The sequence below is a fragment of the Pseudoalteromonas sp. HL-AS2 genome, from assembly GCF_031198805.1.
Lineage (GTDB): Bacteria > Pseudomonadota > Gammaproteobacteria > Enterobacterales > Alteromonadaceae > Pseudoalteromonas > Pseudoalteromonas nigrifaciens.
Genome location: NZ_CP133571.1, coordinates 1682268 through 1709100 on the forward strand (window position 1 = coordinate 1682268; position 26833 = coordinate 1709100).

Genomic DNA, 26833 nt, shown 5'->3' on the forward strand with positions numbered 1-26833 from the left:
CGTGTACATCTATTCGTGTACATCCTTGCAAGGTGTCTAGTATAACCAAACAAAATTGAGACAGATTTAATGACTGATCATAATTTGGAATTAAAAAAAGCCGGTTTAAAGGTTACTTTACCGCGAATTAAGATTTTAGAGATTTTACAATCACCTGATAACCAGCATATTAGTGCTGAGGATGTTTATAAAATTCTTCTAGATTTGGGTGAAGAAATCGGTCTTGCAACTGTATATCGCGTACTTAATCAATTTGATGACGCTGGTATTGTTACTCGCCATCACTTTGAAGGTGGTAAATCAGTATTTGAACTTGCAACCAGCACTCACCATGACCACTTAGTATGTCTAAAATGTGGTAAAGTGGTTGAGTTTGAAGATGATGTTATTGAACGTCGCCAACTTGAAGTTGCTGAAAGAAATGGTATTAAATTAACCAATCATTCTTTATATTTGTATGGTGAATGCGAAGACAAAGAAGCGTGCAAAAATTTTGCTAATAATATAAGTTAAGCTTGTATTATAAACAAAAAAAACCTGCTTAATGCAGGTTTTTTTGTCAGTAAAATTCCCAGTACTCATTACTAACACTTCCTAGGTAATAATGAGTACAGAGGCGTTAACCTTTACTGGGTTTTTGACCATGAGTCACGCAGACCCACTGTTTGATTAAATACTATGTTTTTCGCTTTTGAATCTCGCGAAAAATAGCCAGTACGTTCAAACTGAAAACCTTGCTCGGCTGCTGAATTAGCCAACGATGGCTCTAACTTAGCATTCGTTAAAATAACTAATGAGTCAGGGTTTAAGGTGCTTTCAAACTCATCGGCTGCTGCTGGGTTTGGTACGCTAAATAAACGGTCATACAAACGTACTTCTGCTGTAATCGCTTCACTTGCCGATACCCAATGAATAACCCCTTTAACTTTACGACCATCACTTGGGTTTTTACCTAGCGTTTCTGGATCATAAGTACAGTAAATAGTGGTAATTTCACCGTTTTCGTCTTTTTCAACACGCTGTGCTTTAATAACATAAGCACCACGTAAGCGTACTTCTTTATCAAGTACTAAACGTTTGAACTTGTTATTAGCTTCTTCTTTAAAGTCTTCACGTTCAATATAAATTTCACGTGTAAATGGCACATCACGACGACCCATTTCTTCTTTATTTGGGTGATTAGCCACAGATAAGGTTTCTACTTTATCAGCATCATAGTTTTCAATAACGATTTTAACGGGATCAAGTACCGCCATTGCACGTGGTGCATTTTCGTTAAGATCTTCACGAATACAGGCTTCAAGCATGCCCATTTCAACCATGTTTTCTTGTTTGGTTACACCAATACGTAAGCAGAACTCACGAATGGAGGCTGGGGTATAACCACGACGACGTAAGCCTGCAATCGTAGGCATACGTGGATCATCCCACCCTTCTACATGATTATTCACTACTAAGTCGCTGAGCTTACGCTTAGACATAATAGTGTACTCTAGGTTTAAGCGTGAAAACTCAATTTGTTGTGGATGACACTCTAAACTGATGTTATCAAGTACCCAGTCATATAAACGACGGTTATCTTGAAACTCCAGTGTACACAATGAATGAGTAATACCTTCTAGCGCATCAGAAATACAGTGAGTAAAGTCGTACATTGGGTAAATGCACCACTTATCTGCAGTTTGATGATGATGAGCAAAGCGTACACGATAAATAATAGGATCGCGAAGCACCATAAATGAGCTTGCCATATCAATTTTAGCGCGCAGTACACACTCGCCTTCTTTAAACTCGCCATTACGCATTTTTTCAAATAACGCGAGATTCTCATCACTTGCTGTATCGCGGTATGGGCTGTTTTTACCCGGCTCTTTTAATGTGCCACGGTATTCACGGGCTTGATCTGCCGTTAAAAAGCACACATACGCTAAGCCTTTATTTATTAGCTCAACTGCATAATCGTATAATATATCGAAGTAATTAGACGAGTATTTAATTTCGCCATCCCAATTAAAGCCTAACCACTGCACGTCTTCTTTAATAGAATTAACGTAGTTAATATCTTCTTTTTCTGGGTTTGTATCGTCAAAGCGTAAGTTACATAAACCGTTATAGTCTTTTGCGATGCCAAAATTTAAACAAATTGATTTTGCATGGCCAATGTGTAAAAAACCATTTGGTTCGGGTGGAAAACGAGTATGCGTAGACGCATGCTTTCCACTTGCTAAATCTTGGTCAATGCGGGTTCTAATAAAATTACTTGGGCGATTCTCGATTTCCGCCATAGGAGTATGATCCTCAAAATAGTGCGTGATAACAAAACTAATGCATTATTACAAAAACATACACTAACATACAGCAATAGATTAAGGTTTATTTTAGATCTTGGTTAACTTTAATTCAGTAACGAGTCAGTTAATGAATAAACTTTGTTTTAGCGCAATAATAACGTCATCAAAGGCCATTATAGTAAGCAAATAACCTGACTTAAAGGAACCATGATGGCTATACAAAATCAACACCGTGTTTATATTCCAACCAATGCCCGTACCAATCACTACCTTTTAGCTGAAATAACCCCTACCACTGATTTTTATAAAAGCTTTAGTAATATTAACTGTTGTTATGAGCGTATAGCACGTGAGCTTTTTTCTTGCTGTGATGAGCTTGGCTTACACAATGTGCATTTATTAGCGAACGACAAACTACCTGTAGTACGCTTTAACGATGAGTCGTATCAGCTTGAAACGAATAAACAAATGTTGTTTTTTTATAACCCTCGCTACCACGAAGCACATAAAGCGTACTACACTGAAAATATAGCCAGTAAAAAAATCAGGCTGTTATTTTTAGCAACCGGTGACGATCTGCGTGCAAATTCAGCACTGTTTCATAGCAAAGTACAAAAGGTATTAAATAATTTACAACAGCAGTTATTTTTAGAACAACCACTGTTTAAACTGCGCGATCATCAACATTTAACCTATGACTTATTTGCTAAAGATAAAGGCAATAAACAAACCTACGGTTATAAACTGCGTAGCCTCTACCCTCGCTACCAGTCAAGGCAGTGTAATATTCCCAGTGATCATGCCCAAATGAGCTATGCAACCTTCGCTATTCCAGTGTCACGAGCAATCAAAACGCAATTTCAAACACAAATAAATAATCGTGATTTTAAGCAATTTTATACATACTTTACCGATTTATTTACCCAAATTTGTAATACCAATAAGTTAACCCACGGGGCTATGGTTGCTAATGGCGCTATACCAATTATTCGTAATAGCAGCATTGATAAAAATGACGGTAATCAAGAATTACAAAAGTTAAGCTTTGACATAGAGACTGATCAAGTGCAAATTAAAGCGCTATTTAATGAAGATAAATTAGTAGAAACACTGCATTTTGTAGTGGTAGCTGCGCAGCATAATAATAATGAAATGGGCTATGGGCGGTTTATGAATCAAGTAGAGAAAACGATTCATACTTTGTGCGATGAGTTAGCTATAAATAAACAACGCCAAGATTTATCAGTGCGGTTTTATCAGCATATAAGCTACCTATACTAAGTGTAAAAGTAAAAGTGCAGATAACAAAAAGGCTCGCATTAGCGAGCCTTTTTAGAGCAAAAAAGCGATTACCAGCCTGTTTTCTCTTTAAGTGCTTTACCGATATCAGCAAGTGAACGTACAGTTTTTACGCCCGCAGCTTCTAGTGCAGCAAATTTCTCATCAGCAGTACCTTTACCACCGGCAATGATTGCGCCAGCGTGACCCATACGCTTACCTTCTGGTGCAGTAACACCAGCAATGTAAGATACTACAGGTTTAGTAACGTGTGCTTTGATGTACTCTGCAGCTTCTTCTTCTGCAGTACCACCAATTTCACCGATCATTACGATCGCTTCAGTTTGTGGATCTTTTTCGAACATTTCTAAAACGTCGATAAAGTTAGTACCTGGAATTGGGTCGCCACCAATACCAACACATGTAGACTGACCAAAACCAGCATCAGTAGTTTGCTTAACTGCTTCGTACGTTAATGTACCAGAGCGAGAAACAATACCTACTTTACCAGGTTTGTGGATATGACCAGGCATGATACCAATCTTAGTTTCACCAGGAGTAATAACACCTGGGCAGTTAGGACCGATCATACGTGTACCTGTTTGATCTAGTTTGATTTTAACATCAACCATATCAAGTGTAGGAATACCTTCAGTGATACAAACAATCAGCTCGATGCCTGCATCGATTGCTTCTAAGATTGCATCTTTACAAAAAGGTGCTGGTACATAGATAACAGACGCAGTTGCGCCAGTTTCTTGTACTGCTTCACGCACTGTATTGAATACAGGAAGACCAAGGTGCGTTTGACCGCCTTTACCTGGGCTTACGCCACCAACCATTTGTGTACCGTACTCAAGCGCTTGCTCTGAGTGGAAAGTACCTTGGCCACCGGTGAAACCTTGACAGATAACTTTTGTATCTTTATTGATTAATACAGACATTATTTGCCCTCCGCAGCAGCAACTACTTTTTCAGCAGCGTCTGTTAGTGATTCAGCAGCGATGATGTCTAGACCAGAGTTTTTAAGAACTTCACGGCCTAGTTCAGCGTTAGTACCTTCTAAACGTACAACTACTGGTACGTTTACGCCTACTTCTTTAACTGCGCCAATGATGCCTTCAGCAATCATGTCACAACGTACGATGCCGCCAAAGATGTTAACTAAAACAGCTTTAACATTATCATCAGAAAGAATGATTTTGAATGCTTCAGAAACACGTTCTTTAGTCGCGCCGCCGCCAACATCTAGGAAGTTAGCCGGTTTGCCACCGTGTAGATTTACGATGTCCATAGTACCCATTGCTAGGCCTGCACCGTTAACCATACAACCAACGTTGCCATCTAGCGCTACGTAGTTAAGCTCAAAGCTTGCTGCATGTGCTTCACGTGAATCTTCTTGTGAAGGATCGTGGAATTCACGGATTTTAGGTTGACGGTAAAGTGCATTACCATCGATACCGATTTTGCCGTCAAGACAGTGAAGGTTACCTTCGTCTGTGATCACAAGCGGGTTGATTTCAAGTAATGCGAAATCAAAATCAGTGAACATTTTACCAAGACCCATAAAGATCTTAACAAACTGTTTCATTTGTACTGGGTTAAGACCCAATTTGAAACCTAGTTCACGTGCTTGATAAGCTTGAGGACCTACTAATGGGTCGATCTCAGCTTTATGGATAAGCTCAGGTGTTTCCTCAGCAACAGTTTCAATTTCAACGCCGCCTTCAGTAGACGCCATGAAAACAACTTTGCGAGATGCACGGTCAACAACTGCACCTAGGTACAATTCGTTGGCGATGTCAGTACAGCTTTCTACTAAAATTTTAGCAACTGGCTGGCCTTTCTCGTCTGTTTGGTAAGTAACTAGGTTTTTACCTAACCAGTTAGCTGCAAACGCTTTAACTTCGTCGATAGTTTTTACTAGCTTTACACCGCCAGCTTTACCACGTCCACCTGCGTGAACCTGAGTTTTAACAACCCACATATCGCCGCCAATTTTTTCAGCAGCAGCTGCAGCTTCTTCAGGTGTATCGCAAGCGTAACCTGTAGAAACTGGTAAACCATATTCGGCAAAAAGTTGTTTTGCCTGATACTCATGCAAATTCATGATGCTTTATCCAAATTTTTATACTAAAAGAGCCGAATATTTTTTCAAATAAACAACTATCCCAAATTGCGACCATAGTATAGATCCCAAGGCTTAACATGAAAACCCCAGTATGACCAAAGGCGCAAAAAAAAAGCTGTGAATGTTCATTCACAGCTTACATTTCATACAACTAAATTAAACATCCAGTAATAAGCGTGTTGGATCTTCAAGTAACTCTTTAATTGTTACTAAGAAGCCAACAGATTCTTTGCCATCAATGATGCGGTGGTCATAAGAAAGTGCTAAATACATCATAGGAAGTATTTCTACTTTACCGTTTACAGCCATTGGACGATCTTGGATTTTATGCATACCCAAAATTGAAGACTGCGGTAAATTAATGATAGGAGTAGATAGTAAAGAACCAAATACACCGCCATTTGTAATAGTGAAGTTACCACCCGTCATATCATCAAGTGTTAGCTTACCATCACGACCTTTTAGTGCTAGCTCACGAATACCTTTTTCGATTTCTGCAACTGATAACTTGTCACAATCTTTAAGTACTGGCGTTACTAGACCACGAGGTGTAGATACAGCGATGCTGATGTCGAAGTAGTTGTGATAAACAATATCGTCACCATCAATTGATGCATTTACATCTGGGAAGCGCTTAAGTGCTTCAGTAACCGCTTTCACGTAGAAAGACATGAAACCTAAACGAATACCGTGGCGCTTTTCAAACACTTCTTGATACTGCTTACGAAGGCTCATGATAGGTTCCATGTTCACTTCGTTGAATGTTGTTAACATTGCAGTTGAGTTTTTCGCTTCAAGTAAGCGCTTAGCAATTGTTTTACGTAAACGCGTCATAGGAACACGTTTTTGTGTACGATCGCCCATTGCTGCTGCAGGTGCCGCCGCTGGTGCTGCTTTTGCCGCTGGTGCAGGTGCTTTTAAGAAAGTATCTACGTCTTCTTTAGTTACACGACCGTTTTTACCCGTGCCTTTAATTTTTGCAGCGTCTAGGCCTTTTTCAGCAATTAAACGACGTACTGAAGGTGTTAACACATCAGAGCTGTCGTTTGACTCACTTGCTGCTGGTGCAGCTGCGTCTGCTTTTTTAGCTGGTGCTGCTGGAGCGCCGCCCGCTTTAACCGAACCAATTACTTGCTCGCCTAATACAGTGTCGCCTTCGCCGTGGATTATTTCACCCATGATACCGTCTTCTTGAGCAACAACCTCAAGTACCACTTTATCAGTTTCAATATCTACTAAGTTTTGATCGCGAGTTACTGCGTCGCCTGCTTGTACATGCCATGTAGCAATTGTTGCGTCTGCAACTGATTCTGGAAGTACAGGAACTTTAATATCCACTTCTTTACCTTCTGATGCTGGTGCTGATTGCGCCGCTGGCGCGTCTTCTGATTTAGTTGCTGCAGATTCTTCAGTTGAAGAGTCTTCTTTTGGTGCATCTTCACTTGCTGGTGCTGCATCAGCATCGCCAAGTAAACCGATAACTTGATCGCCAAGTACCGTAGCGCCTTCTTCTTGTGTAATTTCAGTAATCACACCGTCATGTTGCGCAACAACTTCTAAAACCACTTTATCTGTTTCAATGTCTACTAAGTTTTGGTCGCGAGTTACTTTGTCGCCAACACTTACATGCCATGTAGCAACGGTAGCATCTGCAACCGACTCAGGAAGAACAGGAACTTTAATTTCTGTGCTCATTGCTTATCCTTTATTTTCGATAGTAAGCGCGTCGGCAACGAGCGCTTGTTGTTCTTTAGTATGTACTGACATATAACCACATGCTGGTGATGCTGAAGCCTTACGACCCGCATACGTTAGTTTAGCGTTTTGTGGAATAGCATCTTTGAAGTGATGTTGCGAGCAATACCATGCACCTTGGTTTTGCGGCTCTTCTTGACACCATACAAAATCAGTTACGTGCTGGTAACGCTCTATAATAGTTTTCATTTCGTCGTGTGGGAACGGGTAAAGCTGCTCTACACGTACGATAGCAATATTATCTTGTTCAAGCTTGCGGCGCTCTTGTAATAGTTCATAGTAAACTTTACCACTACAAAAAATAACGCGCTCTACTTTCTCAGGGTTAATATCATCAATTTCGTCAATCACATTATGAAAAACACCTGCAGAGAGTTCTTCTAGCGAAGACACTGCTAACGGATGGCGTAGTAATGACTTAGGCGTCATAACAATCAGTGGACGACGCAATGGTCTAACTGATTGACGACGAAGCATTGCATATACTTGCGCTGGCGTTGAAGGTACACATACTTGCATATTGTGATCAGCACAAAGTTGTAAAAAGCGCTCTAAGCGTGCAGAGCTGTGCTCTGGACCTTGGCCTTCGTAACCATGTGGTAATAAAATAGTAAGGCCGCATAAACGCCCCCACTTTTGCTCACCCGAGCTTAAAAACTGATCAAATACAACTTGTGCGCCGTTTGCAAAGTCACCAAACTGTGCTTCCCAAATAATTAATGACGTTGGCTCTGCCGTTGCGTAACCATATTCAAAAGCAACAACCGCTTCTTCAGAAAGAACTGAATCGAATACTTGGAAAGTACCTTGATCTTTACCAACATGCTCAAGTGGAGTGTAAGTCGCACCATCGGCTTGACTATGTACTACCGCATGGCGATGGAAGAAAGTACCACGACCAGAATCTTGTCCAGTAAAACGAATATCTGTGCCTTCTGCTGCAATAGTTGCATAAGCTAGTGTTTCTGCCATGCCCCAATCAAGCGGCTTTTCGCCAGATGCCATTAGCTTACGATCGTCGTAAATTTTCTTCACGCGCGATTGCGCTTTATGACTCTCTGGGTAGCTAGACACTATGTTGCCAAGCTCTTTTAGTTTTTCAACCGAGACACTTGCATCGTAATCAACACTCCATTCATGGCCAACATACTTTGCCCAATCTGATGAATGTGATGTTTCTGGCTGTATTTCATCAACCACACAATTACCTTCGTCTAAACCATTACGGTAATCATCAACAAGTGCTTTAACCTCATCTTCAGTGAATGAGCCTTCGGCAATTAATTGATCAGCGTAAATTAAACGTGGAACTGGATGCTTTTTAATTTTTTGATACATAACAGGCTGAGTAGCATTAGGCTCATCAGCTTCGTTATGACCATGGCGACGGTAACAAACAAGGTCAATTACAACGTCACGCTTAAATTGGTTTCTGAAATCAAGTGCCAGTTGAGTAACAAATGCCACTGCTTCTGGATCGTCAGAATTAACATGAAATATTGGCGACTGCACCATTTTAGCAATGTCAGTACAGTATGGAGTAGAACGTACATCGTCTTGTTTAGACGTTGTAAAACCAACTTGGTTATTTACTACTATACGAATACTACCGCCACAGCTAAAGGCGTTTGTTTGTGACATGTTAAATGTTTCTTGTACAACACCTTGACCAGCAATTGCTGAGTCGCCATGAATTGTAATTGGCAGTGCTTTAATACCTGAGCTGTCACCTAAGCGGTCTAAACGAGCACGTACTGAGCCCATAACCACTGGATTTACAATTTCAAGATGCGATGGGTTAAACGCAAGTGCCATGTGCACATTGCCACCTTTAGTAGCAAAGTCAGATGAGTAACCCATGTGGTATTTAACATCACCCGAGCTTAACGTGTCTTTGTGTTTACCGGCAAACTCATCAAATAACTCTGATGGATTTTTACCAAGTACGTTCACAAGAACGTTTAAACGGCCGCGGTGAGCCATACCAATAACAGCTTCTTTTTGGCCACTTTCACCAGCGCGGTGAATCAGCTCTTTAAGCATAGGTACTAACGCATCGCCACCTTCAAGTGAGAAGCGCTTAGCACCTGGGAACTTAGCCCCTAAATATTTTTCAAGACCATCGGCTGCGGTTAATCCTTTAAGGATACGTAGCTTTTCGTCTTTATTGAATTTTGGCCTAGACTGAACAGACTCTAAACGCTGTTGTAACCAACGTTTTTCTTCTGTTGATGTGATGTGCATATACTCGGCGCCAATAGAACCACAATATGTGGTTTTTAGTGCTTGGTATAACTCACCTAGAGGCATAGTATCGCGCCCTACAGCAAACGATCCTACATTAAATTCGCGGTCAAAGTCAGCATTGGATAGGTCGTGGTAATCTAGCTCTAAATCTCGTACGCGCTCTCGCTGCCAAATACCTAACGGATCTAAGTTAGCATTTTGGTGTCCACGAAAACGGAAAGCATTAATAAGTTGCAATACTTTAACCTGTTTAAGGTCACCGCCACTGCCCTCTGCTACCACTACTTCTCTATGCTTGTTTTTAGCAAGCGCCGCAAACTGTGCTCGAACTTCTGAATGTTTTACTTCAACATCCACACCATCAACTTTAGGTAATTGTTCAAACACTTCTCGCCATTCTTCTGGCACCGAAGTCGCATCGTCTAAATACGCTTCATAAAGCTCTTCAATATAAGCAACGTTACCGCCGTTTAAATGTGAAGATTCTAGCCATGCCTTCATCACACCTTCGTGCATTTATAAGCCCTTTTCTTTAGCGCAGAAATTAATAGTTATGATAACAGGATGACTAATTAGTATTAGCCATCCTACATTTACTAAGTAATTAAACCGCTCGGTTTAATAACATAGATTTTATTTGTCCAATTGCTTTGGTCGGATTAAGACCTTTAGGACAAACGCTAACACAGTTCATTATACTGTGGCAACGGAACACACTGAAAGCATCGTCTAAGTCAGCTAAACGCTCTTCTGTTGCTGTATCTCGGCTATCAGCCAAGAAACGGTAAGCATGAAGAAGGCCTGCTGGACCAATGAACTTGTCTGGATTCCACCAGAACGAAGGACACGATGTTGAACAACATGCACATAAAATACACTCATAAAGCCCATCTAACTTATCACGTTCTTCGATTGTTTGAAGACGCTCGCCAGCTGCAGGCGTGTCATTAATTAGATACGGTTTAACTTTTTCGTATTGAGTGTAGAACTGACTCATGTCAATAACAAGGTCACGAACCACAGGTAAGCCTGGTAATGGACGCACTACTATTTTACCTTTGCCACCTTTTTGCAGCGTAGATAAAGGAGTGATACATGCCAAACCATTTTTACCATTCATGTTAACACCATCAGATCCACACACGCCTTCACGGCATGAACGACGGAAAGATAATGTTGGATCTTGTTCTTTTAAAAGAATAAGTGCATCCAAAACCATCATGTCGTGACCTTCCTCTGTTTGCAAGGTGTATTCTTGCATACGAGGTGCGTTGTCAACATCGGGATTATAACGATAAACTGAAAATTGTACTTGTGCCATCGTCTATCTCCTAGTACACACGTGCTTTAGGTGGGAAAGCTTCACGCGACTTAGGCGCGTAGTTTACGTCACGCTTGCTCATTTCATCCGTTAACGGATTAAATACTGAGTGACATAACCAGTTTTCGTCATCACGATCTGGGAAGTCAAAGCGAGAGTGTGCACCACGGCTTTCGGTACGGAAGTTTGCAGCTACTGCAGTTGAGTAAGCTGTTTCCATTAAGTTATCTAGTTCAAGACATTCAATACGCTGCGTGTTGAAGTCTGATGATTTATCATCAAGACGTGCATGTTGCAGACGTTCACGAATTTCTTTAAGTTCTTGCAGACCAGCAGCCATAGAGTCACCTTCACGAAATACCGAGAAGTTAAGTTGCATACATTGCTGTAAGTCTTTTTTGATTTGAACTGGATCTTCACCTTGGCCAGCCGTTGAATTTTCCCAACGATTGTAACGTGCAAGTGATGTTTCTAAATCAGACTCTGATGCCGCTTTAGAAATTTCAACATCATTTAGGTATTTACCTAAGAAGTTACCGGCCGCACGACCAAATACCACTAAATCAAGTAATGAGTTACCACCTAAGCGGTTAGCACCGTGTACTGATACACAGGCAATCTCACCTACCGCAAACAAACCTTCAACGATTGTTTCTTTGCCGTTTGCGTCGATTTGTAGCGCTTGACCATTTACGTTGGTTGGCACGCCACCCATCATGTAATGACATGTAGGAATTACTGGAATTGGTTCTTTTGCAGGGTCAACGTGAGCAAATGTTTTAGCAAGGTCACATACACCAGGAAGACGCAGATTTAGTGTTTCTGCACCTAAGTGATCTAGTTTTAGCTTAAGGTGAGGACCCCAAGGACCATCACAACCACGACCTTCACGGATCTCAGTCATCATTGAACGTGCAACCACATCGCGAGACGCTAAGTCTTTTGCGTTTGGTGCATAACGTTCCATGAAGCGCTCGCCATCTTTATTTAAAAGATAACCACCTTCGCCACGACAACCTTCAGTTACTAGCGTACCCGCGCCAGCAATACCCGTTGGGTGGAACTGCCACATTTCCATATCTTGCATAGAAATACCAGCACGTGTTGCCATACCAACGCCATCGCCGGTGTTGATGTGCGCATTAGTAGTTGATGCAAAAATACGACCCGCACCACCTGTTGCTAATACTACTGCTTTAGATTTGAAATAAGTGATTTCACCTGTTTCAATTTCAATTGCAGTACAACCTACTACATCACCATTATCGTTTTTAACTAAATCAAGTGCATACCATTCTGAGAATACATTTGTTTTGTTTTTAACATTTTGTTGATAAAGAAGGTGTAATAGTGCGTGACCAGTACGATCGGCAGCTGCCGCAGTACGTGCAGCTTGTTCACCACCAAAGTTTTTCGATTGACCACCGAAAGGACGTTGGTAAACACGGCCATTTTCAAAGCGAGAAAATGGGAGACCCATGTTTTCTAATTCAGTAATAGCTTCTGGGCCTGTTTGACACATATATTCAATAGCGTCTTGGTCACCGATAAAATCGGAGCCCTTAACGGTATCGTACATGTGCCATTCCCAGTTATCTTCGTGCGAGTTACCAAGCGCTACTGTAATACCACCCTGTGCTGATACAGTGTGTGAGCGAGTTGGAAATACTTTAGAGATTAAAGCACACGTTTTGCCAGACTCAGTAATAGCTAAAGCAGCGCGCATACCTGCACCACCGGCACCGATTACTACGGCGTCAAATTCACGAACAGAATATTTCACTTATACACCCCATAATACGATTAGACCAATAGCTACGTAAGCAAAGGCCATTAGGTTTAGTACAAAGCCTAAAACAGCACGAAGCTTAGCGCACTTAACATAGTCTGTTAGAACTTGCCAAAGGCCAATGCGGGTATGAACCATAATGCAAACCAGGGCAATTAAAGTAAACCCTTTCATTGCTAGGTTAGAGAAGAGGCCTGTCCAGGCTTCGAAAGTGACTTCTGGCGTTGCTAAAAAATAGCCGATAATAAAAATCGCATACGCGCTTATTATTAATGCCGTGGTACGTAAAGATACGAAATCTTGTACACCATCACGTTTAAGAGTTGCTTGATTTAAAACCATATCCACACCCCTGCCAATACGGCAAACACAACGCCAAGAGCCATTGCAATTTTAGCGCTGAGGTTACCTGATTCAAGTTCTTCCCAATGTCCCATATCCATAATCATATGGCGAATACCACCAATAAGGTGATAACCCAATACAGACACGGTGCCCCAAGCAATAAATTTGGCAATGAATCCGTTAAACAGACCCTTGACGAATTCAAAACCTTCAGCAGAAGAAAGAGACTCTGACCAAGCCCAAATGACAAACGTTAAAGCAAAAAATAATGCAACACCGGTGACGCGGTGGAAAATTGACGCTTTAGCCGTTGCCGGCATAGATATAGTTGTTAGATCTAGATTTACAGGTCTTTGCTTTTTCACAGTTACTTGCCCATCTTGCCCACAGTGGGGCTCATCTACTTGTTTTTCTAAAACCCACCAAATATTTCTGATGGAACTATCAAAATAAACGTCTCTTTACAAATAAAGTTCACTATAATGCAAAAATTATAATGTAAAAATATGTTTACCTAAATACAATACGGTTAAAAACCTTCGACAGTATATATAGCCGCAGGCCTTTTTACAATTCTTGTTTAGTTAGAGCCATTTGCAAATTAGCCAATGGTATAATATTCAAACCATACCGAATATTTATTATACGTATACGCATAATGCTTATAAAAATTGACTTTATACCCCTCTTTCACGTTAAAATGAGAAGATGTGCTTAAAACAGATTTTAGAGTATAAAATCAGAATAGTTATCTTAATAGGAGATACATAGATGGCGGATAAGAAAGCCACAGTCCATATTGATGGTCTAGATCCAATCGAACTTCCAATTTATCAAGGTACTGCTGGCCAGGATGTAATTGACGTACGTACATTAGGTTCACATGGTCACTTTACTTACGATCCAGGTTTTATGTCGACTGGCTCTTGTGAATCTACAATTACTTATATTGATGGCGGCAAAGGTGTTCTACTTCATCGTGGTTACCCAATTGAGCAGCTTGCTGAAGACTCTAACTATGTAGAGCTATGTTACTTACTATTAAACGGTGAGTTACCTTCAAAAGAGCAGTATGAAGAATTTGCACAACAAATCACTCGCAGTACTATGCTAGATGAAAAAATTGCAACTTTCTTCCAAGGTTTCCGTTTTGATGCACATCCTATGGCAATGCTATGTGGCGTGGTTGGTGCTTTATCATCTTTTTATCATGAAGATCTTGATATTACAGACGCAAGCCAACGCAAAACAAGTGCAATTAAATTAGTAGCTAAGTTACCTACTATTGCAGCTATGGCTTATAAAACAAACATTGGCCAACCATTTGTATACCCACGTAACGATTTAAGCTACGCCGAAAACTTCTTACATATGATGTTCTCTGTACCTGCTGAAGAGTATAAAGTTAACCCTGTAACGGCTAAAGCTATGGATAAAATATTCATGCTTCATGCTGATCATGAACAAAACGCATCAACGTCTACTGTACGTCTTGCAGGTTCATCTGGTGCTAACCCATATGCTTGTATTGCTGCTGGTATCGCATCTCTTTGGGGCCCTGCACACGGCGGCGCTAACGAAGCATGTTTAAACATGTTAGAAGAAATTGGTTCTGTTGATCGCATTGACGAATACGTAGCTAAAGCAAAAGATAAGTCAGACCCGTTCCGTCTTATGGGCTTTGGTCACCGTGTTTACAAAAACTTTGATCCACGTGCAACGGTAATGCGTCAAACGTGTCACGAAGTACTTGCTGAGCTAAATATTCAAGATCCATTGCTTGATATTGCAATGAAGCTTGAGCAAATTGCGCTTGAAGACCCGTACTTTGTTGAGAAGAAACTCTACCCTAACGTAGATTTTTACTCAGGTATTATCTTAAAAGCGATCGGTATTCCAACAAGCATGTTCACTGTAATTTTTGCAATGGCACGTACTGTTGGTTGGATCACTCACTGGGATGAGATGCTATCTCAACCTGGTCATAAGATCAGCCGCCCACGTCAGCTTTACACGGGTTACACACAACGTGACTACAAAGCAACTGACAAGCGTTAATTCGCTGTAATATTGCTTAAGTATTTTAAAAGGTCGCTATTGCGGCCTTTTTTGTTACTCAGCACTTGAGAATTATCTTAAACAGATTACAATTCTCGCCCTAAATTGACTAATTAAATGAGCTTATGTCTGTTTCCACGTTTGATATCACTAAAATACGTAATGATTTCCCTATCCTAAATCAAACGATTAATAGCCAAACTTTAACTTATTTAGACTCTGGGGCAACCACACAAAAGCCACAATGCGTTATTGATACCACGGCACAGTTTTATGCAGCGCAAAACGCGAACGTACATCGTGGACGCCATACCCTCAGTGAGCAGGCTACTTATCGTTATGAGCAAGTACGAGATAAAGCTGCAGAATTTTTTGGTGTTAATAGTAATGAAATTGTATGGACTAAAGGGGCAACTGAAGCTATAAACTTAATTGCTAATGGCTTAAAAAATCAAATAAAAGCCAGCGATACCATCATTATTACGCCTATTGAGCATCATGCTAATATTGTACCTTGGCAGGTTTTGTCTCAGCAAACTGGTGCTAAGCTTGCTATTTTACCGCTTAACGACGATGCCACCTTTGATATACCTGCATGCTGTGAATTTATAAAGCAGCATAAACCTAAGTTATTGGCCATTAGCCAAGCCTCTAATGCGCTTGGTAATATCACTAATTTAGCGCCGTTAATTGCCAGTGCGAAAGCGGTAGGCGCATTAGTACTGGTTGATGGCGCACAAGGAGCAATGCATTTAAAAGCTAATTTAAGCACACTTAATTGTGATTTTTACGTTTTTTCTGCCCATAAAATGCTGGGGCCAACCGGTTTAGGCGGCTTATATGGCCGCTACGAGCAATTAAATGCCCTCACCCCATACCAAACCGGGGGAGAAATGATCCAAACCGTAACCTTAACGCACAGCACTTATCGCGATGCACCGGCAAAGTTTGAATCGGGGACGCCAAATATTGCCGGCGTATTAGGCTTTGGTGCAGCACTTGAGTATATAAATGCATTAAATCACCCTGCTTTAATTGAATATGAACAAACGCTATTTAATTATGCAGCCAATAGACTACAGCAAATTGATGGCATCACCCTATTTAGTGACCTTAAGCATAATATTGGCACTTTATGTTTTAACTATAAAGATGAGCATCCATACGATTTGGCAACTTTACTTGACGGATATGGGGTTGCACTGCGCAGTGGCCATCATTGCACTCAGCCTTTAATGGCGCATTTAGGGGTCAATGGCACCCTTAGAGCAAGCTTAGCTTTCTATAATAACCATACAGATGTAGATAATTTTATTGATGCACTACAAAAATGCATTGCTCTATTAGACTAATGTTGGATAAGAATATGACAAATACTTTTAATAAAGCAGCCCAAGGGATAAAAAATGCACCTGCATGGCAGCAAAAATACCGAGAAATAATGTTACTTGGTAAAACATTACCAGTACTTGCTGACGTTTTGAAAATAGACAGCGCATTAGTCCCTGGCTGCGAAAGTAAAGTGTGGCTATTTGTGGAGTTTGATTTAACCGAAAATACACTCGTGGTGATAGGTGATTCTGATACCCGTATTGTAAAGGGCTTACTTGCCTTAATATTAGCGCTATACAATGGCCTTACCCCAGAGCAAGTACTGGAGATAAACGCCTATCAAGAGTTTGAAAAACTAGGGTTAATTAGCCACTTAAGTCCATCTAGAGGGAATGGTATTAAAGCCATGGTAGAGACGATTCAAACCATGGCTAAACAAAAAATAAGTTAAATTAACCCAAGATCAGGTTAAATTATAAGCAGCGTTATGCTTGGGAACTAAGTAAACGCTGTTTTTTATCTAAATATTTACGAACGGCTTTTGCAGCTACAAAAAAGCCAAAGCTGCCGGTGATCATAGTCACTGAGCCAAAGCCATTATTACAATCCATATTCATACTACCATCGGCATTTTGCTTAGCATGGCAAACACTGCCATCACTGCCTGGGTATACCAGCTGCTCTGTTGAATATACACAATCAATATTAAACTTACGCTTAGGGTTATTACTAAAATTATATTGCTTGCGTAAAATATAACGCACTTTAGCTAAGAGTGGATCTTGGGTAGTTTTAGCCACATCGCCAAACGTAATTTGCCCCGGATCAGTTTGCCCACCTGCGCCGCCGGTAGTAATTACAGCTAGTTTATTGCGTTTACAATGCGCAATTAATGCCGCTTTTTCTTTCACTGCGTCAATACAATCAATAACATAATCAAAGCCCTGAATATGCTCATGAATGTTATCTAAAGTAATAAAGTCATCAATCACCTGCACTTCACATTGTGGGTTAATTAACTCACAACGCGCTTTCATCGCCTCCACTTTAGCTTGGCCAATGGTGCCGGTAAGTGCGTGTATTTGTCTATTTACATTAGTGGCACAAATATCATCTAAATCTATTAGGGTTAATTTGCCAACCCCAGTGCGCGCCAATGCTTCTGCGGCCCAACTACCAACACCACCAATGCCAACAACACAAAAATGTGCCTGCTGTAACCAGTCAAACTGTCGTTGTCCGTATAAACGTTTGATCCCGCCAAAACGTATGTCTGTTACTTTTTCAGTCATTTACCAATCCAGTTGCCATGGTGTTTTCCATGCTTGAAAATCTTGATGTTTAATTAATTGTGTAAACTCATCCCCATTATCGGGTAAAAGAGTAAATTGTATTTGCTGCTCATTCCATAAGAAATCAAGCGCAAATGCATGCAAGTAAGTACGTGCGCTATGCGCACCTGCATAAGAGGTATCACCTAATATAGGTGCGCCTATACTTTTTAGCGCTACTCTTAATTGGTGCGTTTTACCTGAGTAAGGTTTTAAAATATACCCCCTAAAACCGGGTTTATAACTTACAGAATAAAAACGACTAATAGCAGGATTAGCTGTTGTTGTAAGTAACTTAAAAGTACCACGGCGTGATTTTGCCATATCGCCTTTTATCCAACCCTGCTTTTTTTTAGGCTTGGCGTCGCTAATAGCCAAGTAAAACTTATTAATTGTGTGCTCAGTAAACATTTGCGTAAATTTAGCGGCGGCGAGTTTATTGCGCGCTAAAATAAGCAAGCCTGAGGTCACTTTATCGAGGCGGTGTACTGCAAAGAGTTTTTCATTTAATTGCTGCTCTGCTAATACCACAAAACCTGCGGCGTCTTCTGAATGAAAATTCAGCCCTGCAGGTTTTGCTAAAATATAAAAGTCTCTATGACTATGCACAACTTTTAAATAGGCTTTATTCGTAATGCTCACGCGTGTTTACTTTGCAAATAGCTAATTACTTTAGCTAAATCTTCTGGCGTATCGACACCCGCTTGTGGAGTAATATGCGCTTGCTCTATTTTAATATTGTAGCCATGGTAAAGCACACGTAATTGTTCTAGTGATTCTAGCTGCTCTAGCGGTGACACACTTAGCTCAATATATTGCTTAATAAAACCAGCTCGGTAGGCATAAATACCCACATGGCGTTGAAACGGCGTTAAATCCAGCGTGCTCTGCTCGCCCATCATGGCGCTACGATCAAACGGAATACTGGCACGCGAAAAATACAATGCATTTTTATTAATATCGCTAACGACTTTAACTGCATTAGGATTAAAAACGTCTTCTTGCTCTTCTATCGCTACACTTAAAGTGGCCATAGGTGCAGTTGATTCATTTAATAACGTGGCAACTTGAGATACATTTTCTGGTGCCAATAATGGCTCATCACCTTGCACATTAACTACAATAGTGTTGTTATCAAGCTTAAGTAAATCAACAACCTCTGCTAAACGTTCCGTGCCTGACTGATGATCTTCACGCGTCATTAATACATCACTTGTAAAGGTACTCACAGCATCAAATACTTTTTGATGATCGGTCGCAATAACAACTTTACTCGCACCCGATAAACAGGCTTTTTCATAAACATGCTGGATCATTGGCTTACCACAAATATCGGCTAGTGGTTTGCCTGGTAAACGGCTAGAAGCGTAACGCGCAGGAATAACAACTACGAATTCCACTTTTGTACCTCATCAAGTGACAATTCACGCGCTTCATTTTCAAGCAATACTGGAATGTCATCGATAACCGGATACGCCAACTTAGCGGCTGTACTTATTAGTTCGCTGTTTTCTTTATCAAAACGTAATTTACCCTTACATACTGGGCAGGCGATAATTTCGAGTAATTTTGTATCAAAGGCCATTGAGGATCCCTTTATCTTTTAATAATGAATTTAATTTGTTTATAACGCTATCGGTAGGTTGAGCATCCACTGGTAAGTAATACCAATTTTGTTTTGCAAAAGCACTACACTTTACAGCATCTTTTTCGGTCATTAACACATTTTCATCACCAAACTGAGTAAAATCATCAGCAGTGTATGCATAATGGTCTCGATAATGATGGGTTGATACTAAGGTAATGCCTTGTGCTTGTAATGACTGTTCAAAACGCAGCGGATTACCAATAGCACTCACAGCGTGGGCTGTTAATATAGGCTCTGTTAGCGTACTATTATTGAGCACAGATTTTAAAGCTGCAGGCTGCAAATTATAACGTTGTGGGTTGTTGCCGCCATTTTCTATCACTAAATCAACGCTCTTTAAGCGCTTTTTAGTTTCGCGAAGCGGGCCTGCTGGCATTAACAAACCGTTGCCAAATTGACGTGCACTATCAACAATACAGCATTCAATACTGCGTGCCATTTTATAATGTTGCATGCCATCGTCAGATATAATTACATCAATAGCAGAGGTTTGTTCCAGTAATTCTATATTTTGTTGTCTGTTTGGGCCAACCGCTATGGGGCACTGCAAACGATGATATAAAAGTATCGGTTCATCGCCCGCCTCAAGCGTAGTACTGTTATGATCAACAAGCAATGGATATTGCTTAGCATGCCCGCCGTAGCCTCGGCTAATAATACCTACAGATAAACCTTGCTGAGTTAAATGAGCGTGTAGCCACAGTACAAATGGCGTTTTACCATTGCCGCCAACACTAATATTACCCACTACAATTACAGGTGTTTTGCTACTAAATTGCGTTAGTATACCGCATGTATAAAGCCATTTACGTAATGTTGATATTAGCCAAAACAGTGCAGCTAAAGGCAGTAATAATATAGTAATTAAACTGACGGGCTGATACCAGCTTTGTTCAATTTTGCTCACCCTTGCTCACCAAATTGCATTTTGCATAATGCTGAATAAGTGCCATTATTTGCCAGTAAACTTAAATGATCGCCACTTTCAATAACACTGCCATTATCTATAACATAAATTCGGTCGCTATTTTCTATCGTCGATAAGCGATGCGCAATTACAATCGAGGTTTTGTCTTTCATTAATGCCTCGAGTGCTTGCTGAATTAGTTTTTCTGATTCAGTATCGAGCGCAGATGTTGCTTCATCAAGGATTAAAATAGGCGCATCTTTTAATATTGCACGAGCAATAGCAATACGTTGGCGTTGACCACCAGAGAGCATTACCCCATTTTCGCCAACCATAGTATTTAGCTGCTCTGGTAAGTCTTTTACAAACTCCCATACATGCGCTTGCTTGGCTACTTTTTCCAGTTCTTGCTCCGATATTTCACGCTGTAAACCGTAACAAATATTATTGGCAATGGAGTCGTTAAATAACACCACTTGTTGCGACACTAGCGCAAACTGACGACGTAAATCGGTTAGCTTATAATCATGCAGTGCAATGCCATCGAGTAAAATTTCACTCGGCGCTTCTAAATCATAATAACGTGGCAATAGGTTAGAAATAGTAGATTTACCTGAGCCCGAACGCCCAACTAAAGCAATGCTTTCACCCGCTTTAATCGTTAACGATAAATTGTTTAATACCGGCTCATCTTTAGTTGGGTATTTAAAGGTGACATTTTTAACTTCAATCAAGCCTTTTACTTTATCTACGCTTACAGTACCTGTGTCTTTTTCTACTTCCTCGTCGAGTATTAAAAACACACTTTGCGCGGCTGAAACTCCTCGCTGCATATCACTGTTTACATTAGCTAGCTGTTTAAGCGGGCGAAGTAACATCATCATTGATGAAATTAATACTACAAAGTCGCCTGAGCTTATGGTGTCAATCATCGAAGGCATTGACACAACCCATAAAATAACCGCCATAGCGCTGGCAGCCAATACTTGAATGATTGATACACTCAAGGCTTTAGTTGCGTCCATTTTAATTCGTTGCTGACGATTATGATTATTTACTTTTGAAAACTGATCTATTTCTTGATTTTGGCCACCAAAACCATGGATCACTTTATGACCGCTTAGCATTTGCTCTGAGCTACGAGTAACTTGCCCCATAGCTGATTGAATACTTTTAGAAATGTGTCTAAAGCGCTTTGACACCACAGTGACTATGACAGCAACTAAAGGAATAATAACTAAAAATATCAGCGATAATTGCCAACTGGTATAAAACATAACTGCGAGTAAAAACACCACAAAAGCGCCTTCACGCACTACAATTAATAATGCCTTGGTAATAGCTTGTTGTACTTGTTCGGTATCAAAGGTTATTTTGGAAATAAGATCGCCGGTGGAGTTTTTATCATGAAACGATACCGGTAAATGTAGAATATGTTCAAACAACTCTTGGCGCAGCGAGCGTACAACTTGTGAGCCTACATAACTCAAACAATAAGACGACATAAAGTTAAATACACCACGCCCTATTACCAAAGCAATAACTACAAATGGTGCATATTTTAGTACATCAGCATTGCGCTCATTAAGACCTTCGTCAATAAACGGCTTCATAAGCTGAATAAATAAAGCATCCATACCTGAATACCCTATCATGCCAATAATAGCGACGATGGCGACTGTTCTGTACGCACCAACGTAAGAAATAAGACGTTTATAAATTTGTGTAGTACTTTGATCCATAACACTCTCTTTATACAGTTACAGCCCCTATTGTATCCTCAGGGAGGCTAAAACAAAACGTCAATCTTTAATAAACCAATAACTTTCACGCTCTCTGGCCGTTTCAACATGCAGATTAGTACTATAAAATTTAATTCTAATTTGTCCTTGCTGCCCAGTAATATATTGCGCAGCGCCAATTTTGTTAAACCGTGCAACCACTTCATCATTAGGAAAATGCCATTGCCCTTTGTAAGCACTCGAATGCACCACAACTTTAGGGTTAACAGCCGCGATAAACTCACTACTTGATGAAGTACCACTACCATGATGCGGGCTTATTAATACATTGCTTGCTAAATTATATCCTGCGGCAATTAGTGCGTGCTCTCGTTGCTTAGAAATATCACCAGTAAAAAGTACACTGTGTTGCGCGCTACTAATTTTAACTACGCAGGAGTCATCGTTGTTATTGTTAAAAGTAATTGAACTAAACGTTTGTATTTTAAGCCCATAAAAATCCATAGTCATGGTTTTACATAAACTCGGTATACCATTTGGATGAAAAGCACTGAGAGTCGATTCAAAGCCTGCCTCAATAAAATGTTTAACTCCTCCTGCATGGTCGTTATCTTGATGGCTTAAAATAGCGGTCGCAACATTCAGATTATTAGCTTTTATATACGGCAGTAAAATACTACGTGTACGGCTAAAGCGGTTAAAATAACTAGGGCCAAAATCATAAATTAATGCATTGTTATCTTTTTCTAACAACACCATCAAACCATGGCCAACATCAAATATGTTTACTTGCCAATCACTTTTGGAAGTAAAGTAACTATCAACCAGCAATACACTTAACGGGATACAAGCAAGCCATTTAAATTTCACTAAATATAGTAGTAGCATGGTTACATAACTAAACATTACTATATCTAAAGTAATTGTTCCTACATTAAACCAACGCCAGCCTGGCGGTATTGCCATTAATTGTTGATACAAAAAATACAATACGGGGTCAAATAACGACACTATCAGGCTCATATCAATAACACTGCTCAATATCGCAACCACTAATAATAATGGCATAATGATAAAGGCGAGCAACGGAATAGCGATTAAGTTCAAGACTAACCCTGCCAAACTCACACCATTAAAAAAGTATAACGACAAAGGCAATAAGCCTATAAATAGTGCCCCTTGTATAGCACATAACATGCCTACTTTAGCGATAACAGAAGCCCCCTTAAAAGGTACTTTTGTAATAACAATAAAGATGATAACCACAGCTAAAAATGAAAAATACAAACCTGGATTTAATACATTAAAAGGGTTAATCATTAAAACTAAAACCAAGGCGTATAAAATACTGCGCCAACGTAGCGATTGTTTAGCTAGGTAATACAATAATAAGTAGCACCCTAACATTATTAAAGCCCGGGTCGCAGAGACAATAAAATCGCTTAAAAATACATAAATAAATGCCGCTATAAAGCCCATTAAGCTATAACAAGTTGCAAGGTTAATTGTTTGTTTTATTCTAATTCTGGCGTGGCTTACAAGTGAGCGTGTTACAAAAAAAGCAAAGCCAAAAACTAACGAAATATGCAACCCAGAAATTGCCAGTAAATGGCTTAACCCCAGCGTTTGCATGGTCAGCTTTTGTTCAAAGTTCATTAAGGACTTGTCGCCCGTCAGCAGCGTATAATAAAGCCAGTTAAGCTTAGACTCTTTAAATATGTGTTTAATATAGTGGCGATAAGCTATAACGTGTTGGTTTCTTTTTGTATCTGTAATAATTAAATTTTTATTGAGTACTTTGCCTTTAAAAAATATTTTTTGTGTAAATGCATAAAGTTGATTGTCAAAAACAGTAAAATTTTTTGTGCTTCTAAAGTTTTTTAAATGTGCGTGAGCACTGAAAGTTGCGCCTACTTCTAATATTTGCGCTGAATCAACACTTAACATAGCACTGGGGGCAGTAAAATAAGCGTAATCTTGCTCATCAAGCTTAAGAATTTTTGCTTTTATATATTGCGGAGCATTAGCTGATACAACGTCTTCAACAACTAACTTTACTGAATATGCATACTTTTCACCCTGCGCTGGTAGCTCAAACGAGTAAAAAAGTGTGAAATGCACTAAGATAGCAAAAATAGCGCAAATAAAGCCTAACAAAACATTTGAAAACGGCTTAAAATAAGCGCTCGCAATTAGGATTGAAATTGTGATGAGTATAAATTCGAGGGTTTGAAAATAAAATACGGTTGCAATACTTCCGCACACAAATCCAAGACTAATCCACATTGATGTAAATGGTTGCTTTAAATGGCTAAAAAAACGATCCAACGATTTTTACCCGATCCAAATAAAATTAGGCATCACAAATCACTTAAAATATTTGGCCGTTTGTTACAAGACGCGAACCTTTGGCATTTAAATAGACGCTCTGCGCGTGGTGCATTTGCTGTCGGGTTATTTTTTGCGTTCATCCCTGTTCCTTTTCAAATGGTCCTAGCTGCAGCAACCGCTATAGTGTTTAGGGTAAACCTGCCCATTTCAGTGGCCTTAGTGTGGATAACTAACCCCGTTACCATGCCACCTATTTTTTACTGCTCTTATCTTATTGGCACCCTAGTACTAAACCAGCCAGAACAACATTTTTCCTTTGAAGCAAGCTGGCCTTGGTTTATCGAAAGCTTAACGACTATTGGTCCAGCATTTTTAGTTGGCTCCTTGGTGTCGGCATCAGTTGCCGCGATTATCGGCTATTTTGGAATAGATATTGTTTGGCGGCGTTCAGTTAGAAAAGCATGGTTAATACGTAACAAGTAGCCAATAGTTATAATGACTATAGACAAAAAAAGCCCAACTTAACAAGTTTGGGCTTTTTTAGTTTCTCGGCTTAAATTTTCGATTTAAATTCTATTAAAATCTAAATACTCGTCTAAACGCAATCAGTGGTAATAATAATAATCCATACCAAGAGAAGCTTGCAGATCGACGCTCATACACTTCGGCATCAGGTGGTGCGCAATCCTCTATCGTGCCATTAGGTATTGGCGAAAGCTTTACTGCTACAGCAACACTTTCATATTCAGTTTTACCGTTAACATCGGTTACAACTTCACCTAATGAGTTACGCTTTTCAACAGTTTTAGTGGCCACACCAAATATTTCATTGTTTTCGTTAATCACTTTAGCTTCACTCATGCTATAGCCATAACTACTTGTACCGTCCATGTCGTAACACGGCAATAAGTCATTTAAATTAGTGATTTTATCATCACCTATTTTATAAATGAACGCAGCTGATCGACGTGAACTATCAGAAATACCAACCTCACCTTCGCCAACAATATAACCTTGATTATTTATACTGTTACCGTATGAGCTTGAGCTCGTAAAATAGCTATCTGGATAAACGGTAGTACCTGTTGCTATATCATGATAGAAAAACTTATTACGTAAAGCACCATCAACACGTCTTGTGGCATAACCTGTCACAATATTATTATCGTTAATTGCTAAAGATTTACCGCCTTGCCAACCGTCTGGTTGATTTATAAATTCAACCGCTTTGCCATCTTTAAAATACACCGGCATGGTTATAATAGTAGTATCTTTATCATAATAACGCGTGTTCGATACACCTGCTGCAATACCGTTCTTATTAACCGCAAATGCATTACTAATAAACGCAAAGTCAACTTCGTCTTCATAAGGAGTAAAGGCTAAACCTAGTACCTCGGTAGACGTGATATTAAATGCGTTATCAAGCGTCCATTTAGTTGCTTGCTTATTAAATATCCCACGGGTTGTTTGATTATTAATAACTTCAATACAGGTTGAAAATGGCTGATATTTATCATCACAGTTATCAGTAATATTGGTTTGACGCGTTTGCGGTATACCAAGTGACATATTACCAACAACAATATAACCATCTGCGGTTTTTACAATATCAGAGGCTTGGCTAGTACCACCATATTCACTAAATTGGGGTACCAAAGGAACTTCCATACCGCTTTCAGATATAATAATACCGCGCTCTATAAAGTCACGAGTAAACCACGATGTAGGATCAGTTTCGTCCTCTATAGTAAACTCTATTTTATCAAATGGAGCACTGCCCCACCCAACTGTAGTGCCATCTTCTGCAACAGCGTTGTAAAAGTTAGTCACAGAGCGGGTAACGCCTGGGTAATCAGGCGTGTTTATATCAAACAAAGTTTGCTCAACAGCAGCGCCGCTATCATATTTTATTGCCGTTAGTGAGCTTAACTTTTGAAACTGATAATTAGCCGACACATTAGCTAAAAAACGAATCATGAAGCTATGCGCATCTGCATTTGTTGCTACAGCATTGTTTTTTTCTATGTCTTCTAACGTAAAAGTAATCTCTTTATCACTAAGCTCAAATGCATTAACTTCATTAGTGTAAGCGTTTTGAATTAAACTCAGTGAAAAATCAATATGCTCAATATCTACAGGTAAATTATATAAGCCATTAGCTATACCTATAATATGACCACTTTCACTTACATCGGTAACATAAGAATATTTCGCGCCTTCAAGTGCACCCAATTCCGTTAATTGATAAGTCGCACTTAATGCTGAAGTACTCATTGTTGCTAAAATACTGGCAGCGAGTAATTTATATTTCATTTTAGTCCTTA

Annotated in this window: 23 protein-coding genes; 6 read left to right on the top strand and 17 right to left on the bottom strand. The window is 39.9% G+C overall.

Annotated features, from left to right (window positions below; genetic code table 11):
* Positions 1-69: 69 nt before the first annotated feature.
* Complete coding sequence (gene fur / locus RB215_RS07960) at positions 70-513, top strand: ferric iron uptake transcriptional regulator (protein ID WP_011328319.1); 444 nt, start codon at positions 70-72, stop codon at positions 511-513.
* Positions 514-626: 113 nt separating this feature from the next.
* Here fur and glnS read toward each other — a convergent pair whose 3' ends face one another.
* Positions 627-2285 carry a glutamine--tRNA ligase gene (gene glnS, locus RB215_RS07965; RefSeq protein ID WP_011328320.1) on the bottom strand — a complete coding sequence of 553 codons (1659 nt, stop codon included), beginning with the start codon at positions 2283-2285 and terminating at the stop codon, positions 627-629.
* 216 nt (positions 2286-2501) lie between these two features.
* Here glnS and RB215_RS07970 point away from each other — a divergent pair, with 216 nt between their 5' ends.
* Positions 2502-3572 carry a DUF3083 family protein gene (locus RB215_RS07970; RefSeq protein ID WP_011328321.1) on the top strand — a complete coding sequence of 357 codons (1071 nt, stop codon included), beginning with the start codon at positions 2502-2504 and terminating at the stop codon, positions 3570-3572.
* Positions 3573-3640: 68 nt separating this feature from the next.
* Here the strand turns inward: RB215_RS07970 and sucD are convergent, their stop codons facing one another.
* From sucD to sdhC, 8 genes are all read right to left on the bottom strand, one after another.
* Positions 3641-4513: a succinate--CoA ligase subunit alpha gene (gene sucD / locus RB215_RS07975; protein WP_011328322.1), complete on the bottom strand. Its 873-nt coding sequence runs from the start codon at positions 4511-4513 to the stop codon at positions 3641-3643.
* Entirely contained in the window at positions 4513-5679 is a 1167-nt protein-coding gene (gene sucC, locus RB215_RS07980; RefSeq protein WP_011328323.1) for an ADP-forming succinate--CoA ligase subunit beta, read from the bottom strand. The genes sucD and sucC overlap by 1 nt, the downstream gene beginning before the upstream one ends.
* A 177-nt stretch (positions 5680-5856) precedes the next feature.
* Entirely contained in the window at positions 5857-7395 is a 1539-nt protein-coding gene (gene odhB, locus RB215_RS07985; protein ID WP_011328324.1) for a 2-oxoglutarate dehydrogenase complex dihydrolipoyllysine-residue succinyltransferase, read from the bottom strand.
* 3 nt (positions 7396-7398) lie between these two features.
* Positions 7399-10218, bottom strand: a complete 2820-nt coding sequence (sucA, locus tag RB215_RS07990) for a 2-oxoglutarate dehydrogenase E1 component (RefSeq protein ID WP_011328325.1) — start codon at positions 10216-10218, stop codon at positions 7399-7401.
* Positions 10219-10306: 88 nt separating this feature from the next.
* A complete protein-coding gene (locus tag RB215_RS07995; RefSeq protein WP_011328326.1) occupies positions 10307-11023 on the bottom strand; it encodes a succinate dehydrogenase iron-sulfur subunit in 717 nt (238 codons plus the stop codon).
* A 10-nt stretch (positions 11024-11033) separates the two neighbouring features.
* Positions 11034-12806: a succinate dehydrogenase flavoprotein subunit gene (sdhA, locus tag RB215_RS08000; RefSeq protein ID WP_011328327.1), complete on the bottom strand. Its 1773-nt coding sequence runs from the start codon at positions 12804-12806 to the stop codon at positions 11034-11036.
* The gene (gene sdhD, locus RB215_RS08005; protein ID WP_011328328.1) at positions 12807-13154 is read right to left on the bottom strand and encodes a succinate dehydrogenase, hydrophobic membrane anchor protein; all 348 of its coding nucleotides are present in this window, start codon (positions 13152-13154) and stop codon (positions 12807-12809) included.
* Positions 13145-13522: a succinate dehydrogenase, cytochrome b556 subunit gene (gene sdhC / locus RB215_RS08010; RefSeq protein ID WP_011328329.1), complete on the bottom strand. Its 378-nt coding sequence runs from the start codon at positions 13520-13522 to the stop codon at positions 13145-13147. The genes sdhD and sdhC overlap by 10 nt, the downstream gene beginning before the upstream one ends.
* A 406-nt stretch (positions 13523-13928) precedes the next feature.
* Here sdhC and RB215_RS08015 point away from each other — a divergent pair, with 406 nt between their 5' ends.
* The 3 genes from RB215_RS08015 to RB215_RS08025 all read left to right on the top strand — a co-directional run bounded on the left by RB215_RS08015 (position 13929) and on the right by RB215_RS08025 (position 16998).
* Positions 13929-15215, top strand: a complete 1287-nt coding sequence (locus RB215_RS08015) for a citrate synthase (RefSeq protein ID WP_011328331.1) — start codon at positions 13929-13931, stop codon at positions 15213-15215.
* A gap of 125 nt (positions 15216-15340) precedes the next feature.
* Entirely contained in the window at positions 15341-16567 is a 1227-nt protein-coding gene (locus RB215_RS08020; RefSeq protein ID WP_309216180.1) for a SufS family cysteine desulfurase, read from the top strand.
* 14 nt (positions 16568-16581) lie between these two features.
* Positions 16582-16998, top strand: a complete 417-nt coding sequence (locus tag RB215_RS08025) for a SufE family protein (protein ID WP_011328333.1) — start codon at positions 16582-16584, stop codon at positions 16996-16998.
* 34 nt (positions 16999-17032) lie between these two features.
* Here the strand turns inward: RB215_RS08025 and tcdA are convergent, their stop codons facing one another.
* The 7 genes from tcdA to RB215_RS08060 are packed head-to-tail and all read right to left on the bottom strand — an operon-like array spanning position 17033 to position 24503.
* The gene (tcdA, locus tag RB215_RS08030; RefSeq protein ID WP_179807015.1) at positions 17033-17839 is read right to left on the bottom strand and encodes a tRNA cyclic N6-threonylcarbamoyladenosine(37) synthase TcdA; all 807 of its coding nucleotides are present in this window, start codon (positions 17837-17839) and stop codon (positions 17033-17035) included.
* The gene (locus RB215_RS08035; protein WP_179807014.1) at positions 17840-18520 is read right to left on the bottom strand and encodes a TIGR01621 family pseudouridine synthase; all 681 of its coding nucleotides are present in this window, start codon (positions 18518-18520) and stop codon (positions 17840-17842) included. It abuts the gene before it with no gap.
* Positions 18517-19278 (bottom strand): 3-deoxy-manno-octulosonate cytidylyltransferase, encoded by a 762-nt coding sequence (gene kdsB, locus RB215_RS08040; protein ID WP_011328336.1) that lies wholly within the window; start codon positions 19276-19278, stop codon positions 18517-18519. The genes RB215_RS08035 and kdsB overlap by 4 nt, the downstream gene beginning before the upstream one ends.
* Positions 19266-19463, bottom strand: coding sequence for a Trm112 family protein (locus RB215_RS08045; RefSeq protein WP_011328337.1), 198 nt, complete (start codon positions 19461-19463; stop codon positions 19266-19268). The genes kdsB and RB215_RS08045 overlap by 13 nt, the downstream gene beginning before the upstream one ends.
* Entirely contained in the window at positions 19453-20433 is a 981-nt protein-coding gene (lpxK, locus tag RB215_RS08050) for a tetraacyldisaccharide 4'-kinase (RefSeq protein WP_011328338.1), read from the bottom strand. Before lpxK ends, RB215_RS08045 begins: the two co-directional genes overlap by 11 nt.
* Entirely contained in the window at positions 20430-22175 is a 1746-nt protein-coding gene (gene msbA, locus RB215_RS08055) for a lipid A export permease/ATP-binding protein MsbA (RefSeq protein ID WP_309216182.1), read from the bottom strand. Before msbA ends, lpxK begins: the two co-directional genes overlap by 4 nt.
* Positions 22176-22235: 60 nt before the next feature.
* Positions 22236-24503 carry a DNA internalization-related competence protein ComEC/Rec2 gene (locus RB215_RS08060; RefSeq protein WP_309216184.1) on the bottom strand — a complete coding sequence of 756 codons (2268 nt, stop codon included), beginning with the start codon at positions 24501-24503 and terminating at the stop codon, positions 22236-22238.
* Between RB215_RS08060 and RB215_RS08065 the strand changes: the two genes are divergently transcribed.
* Positions 24483-24989, top strand: a complete 507-nt coding sequence (locus tag RB215_RS08065; RefSeq protein ID WP_011328341.1) for a DUF2062 domain-containing protein — start codon at positions 24483-24485, stop codon at positions 24987-24989. The genes RB215_RS08060 and RB215_RS08065 overlap by 21 nt on opposite strands.
* Before the next feature lie 93 nt (positions 24990-25082).
* Here the strand turns inward: RB215_RS08065 and RB215_RS08070 are convergent, their stop codons facing one another.
* Complete coding sequence (locus tag RB215_RS08070; protein ID WP_182676626.1) at positions 25083-26822, bottom strand: DUF3466 family protein; 1740 nt, start codon at positions 26820-26822, stop codon at positions 25083-25085.
* Positions 26823-26833: the final 11 nt, after the last annotated feature.

Bases quoted from the DNA above. Each gene is read 5' to 3' on its own strand.
- msbA (WP_309216182.1), bottom strand. From the start codon at position 22,175: ATGGATCAAAGTACTACACAAATTTATAAACGTCTTATTTCTTACGTT.
- RB215_RS08065 (WP_011328341.1), top strand. From the start codon at position 24,483: ATGGCTAAAAAAACGATCCAACGATTTTTACCCGATCCAAATAAAATT.
- sucA (WP_011328325.1), bottom strand. From the start codon at position 10,218: ATGCACGAAGGTGTGATGAAGGCATGGCTAGAATCTTCACATTTAAAC.
- RB215_RS08025 (WP_011328333.1), top strand. From the start codon at position 16,582: ATGACAAATACTTTTAATAAAGCAGCCCAAGGGATAAAAAATGCACCT.
- RB215_RS08020 (WP_309216180.1), top strand. From the start codon at position 15,341: ATGTCTGTTTCCACGTTTGATATCACTAAAATACGTAATGATTTCCCT.
- RB215_RS08070 (WP_182676626.1), bottom strand. From the start codon at position 26,822: ATGAAATATAAATTACTCGCTGCCAGTATTTTAGCAACAATGAGTACT.
- RB215_RS07995 (WP_011328326.1), bottom strand. From the start codon at position 11,023: ATGGCACAAGTACAATTTTCAGTTTATCGTTATAATCCCGATGTTGAC.
- glnS (WP_011328320.1), bottom strand. From the start codon at position 2,285: ATGGCGGAAATCGAGAATCGCCCAAGTAATTTTATTAGAACCCGCATT.
- sucC (WP_011328323.1), bottom strand. From the start codon at position 5,679: ATGAATTTGCATGAGTATCAGGCAAAACAACTTTTTGCCGAATATGGT.
- fur (WP_011328319.1), top strand. From the start codon at position 70: ATGACTGATCATAATTTGGAATTAAAAAAAGCCGGTTTAAAGGTTACT.
- RB215_RS07970 (WP_011328321.1), top strand. From the start codon at position 2,502: ATGGCTATACAAAATCAACACCGTGTTTATATTCCAACCAATGCCCGT.
- sdhD (WP_011328328.1), bottom strand. From the start codon at position 13,154: ATGGTTTTAAATCAAGCAACTCTTAAACGTGATGGTGTACAAGATTTC.
- sucD (WP_011328322.1), bottom strand. From the start codon at position 4,513: ATGTCTGTATTAATCAATAAAGATACAAAAGTTATCTGTCAAGGTTTC.
- tcdA (WP_179807015.1), bottom strand. From the start codon at position 17,839: ATGACTGAAAAAGTAACAGACATACGTTTTGGCGGGATCAAACGTTTA.
- odhB (WP_011328324.1), bottom strand. From the start codon at position 7,395: ATGAGCACAGAAATTAAAGTTCCTGTTCTTCCTGAGTCGGTTGCAGAT.
- RB215_RS08015 (WP_011328331.1), top strand. From the start codon at position 13,929: ATGGCGGATAAGAAAGCCACAGTCCATATTGATGGTCTAGATCCAATC.
- RB215_RS08045 (WP_011328337.1), bottom strand. From the start codon at position 19,463: ATGGCCTTTGATACAAAATTACTCGAAATTATCGCCTGCCCAGTATGT.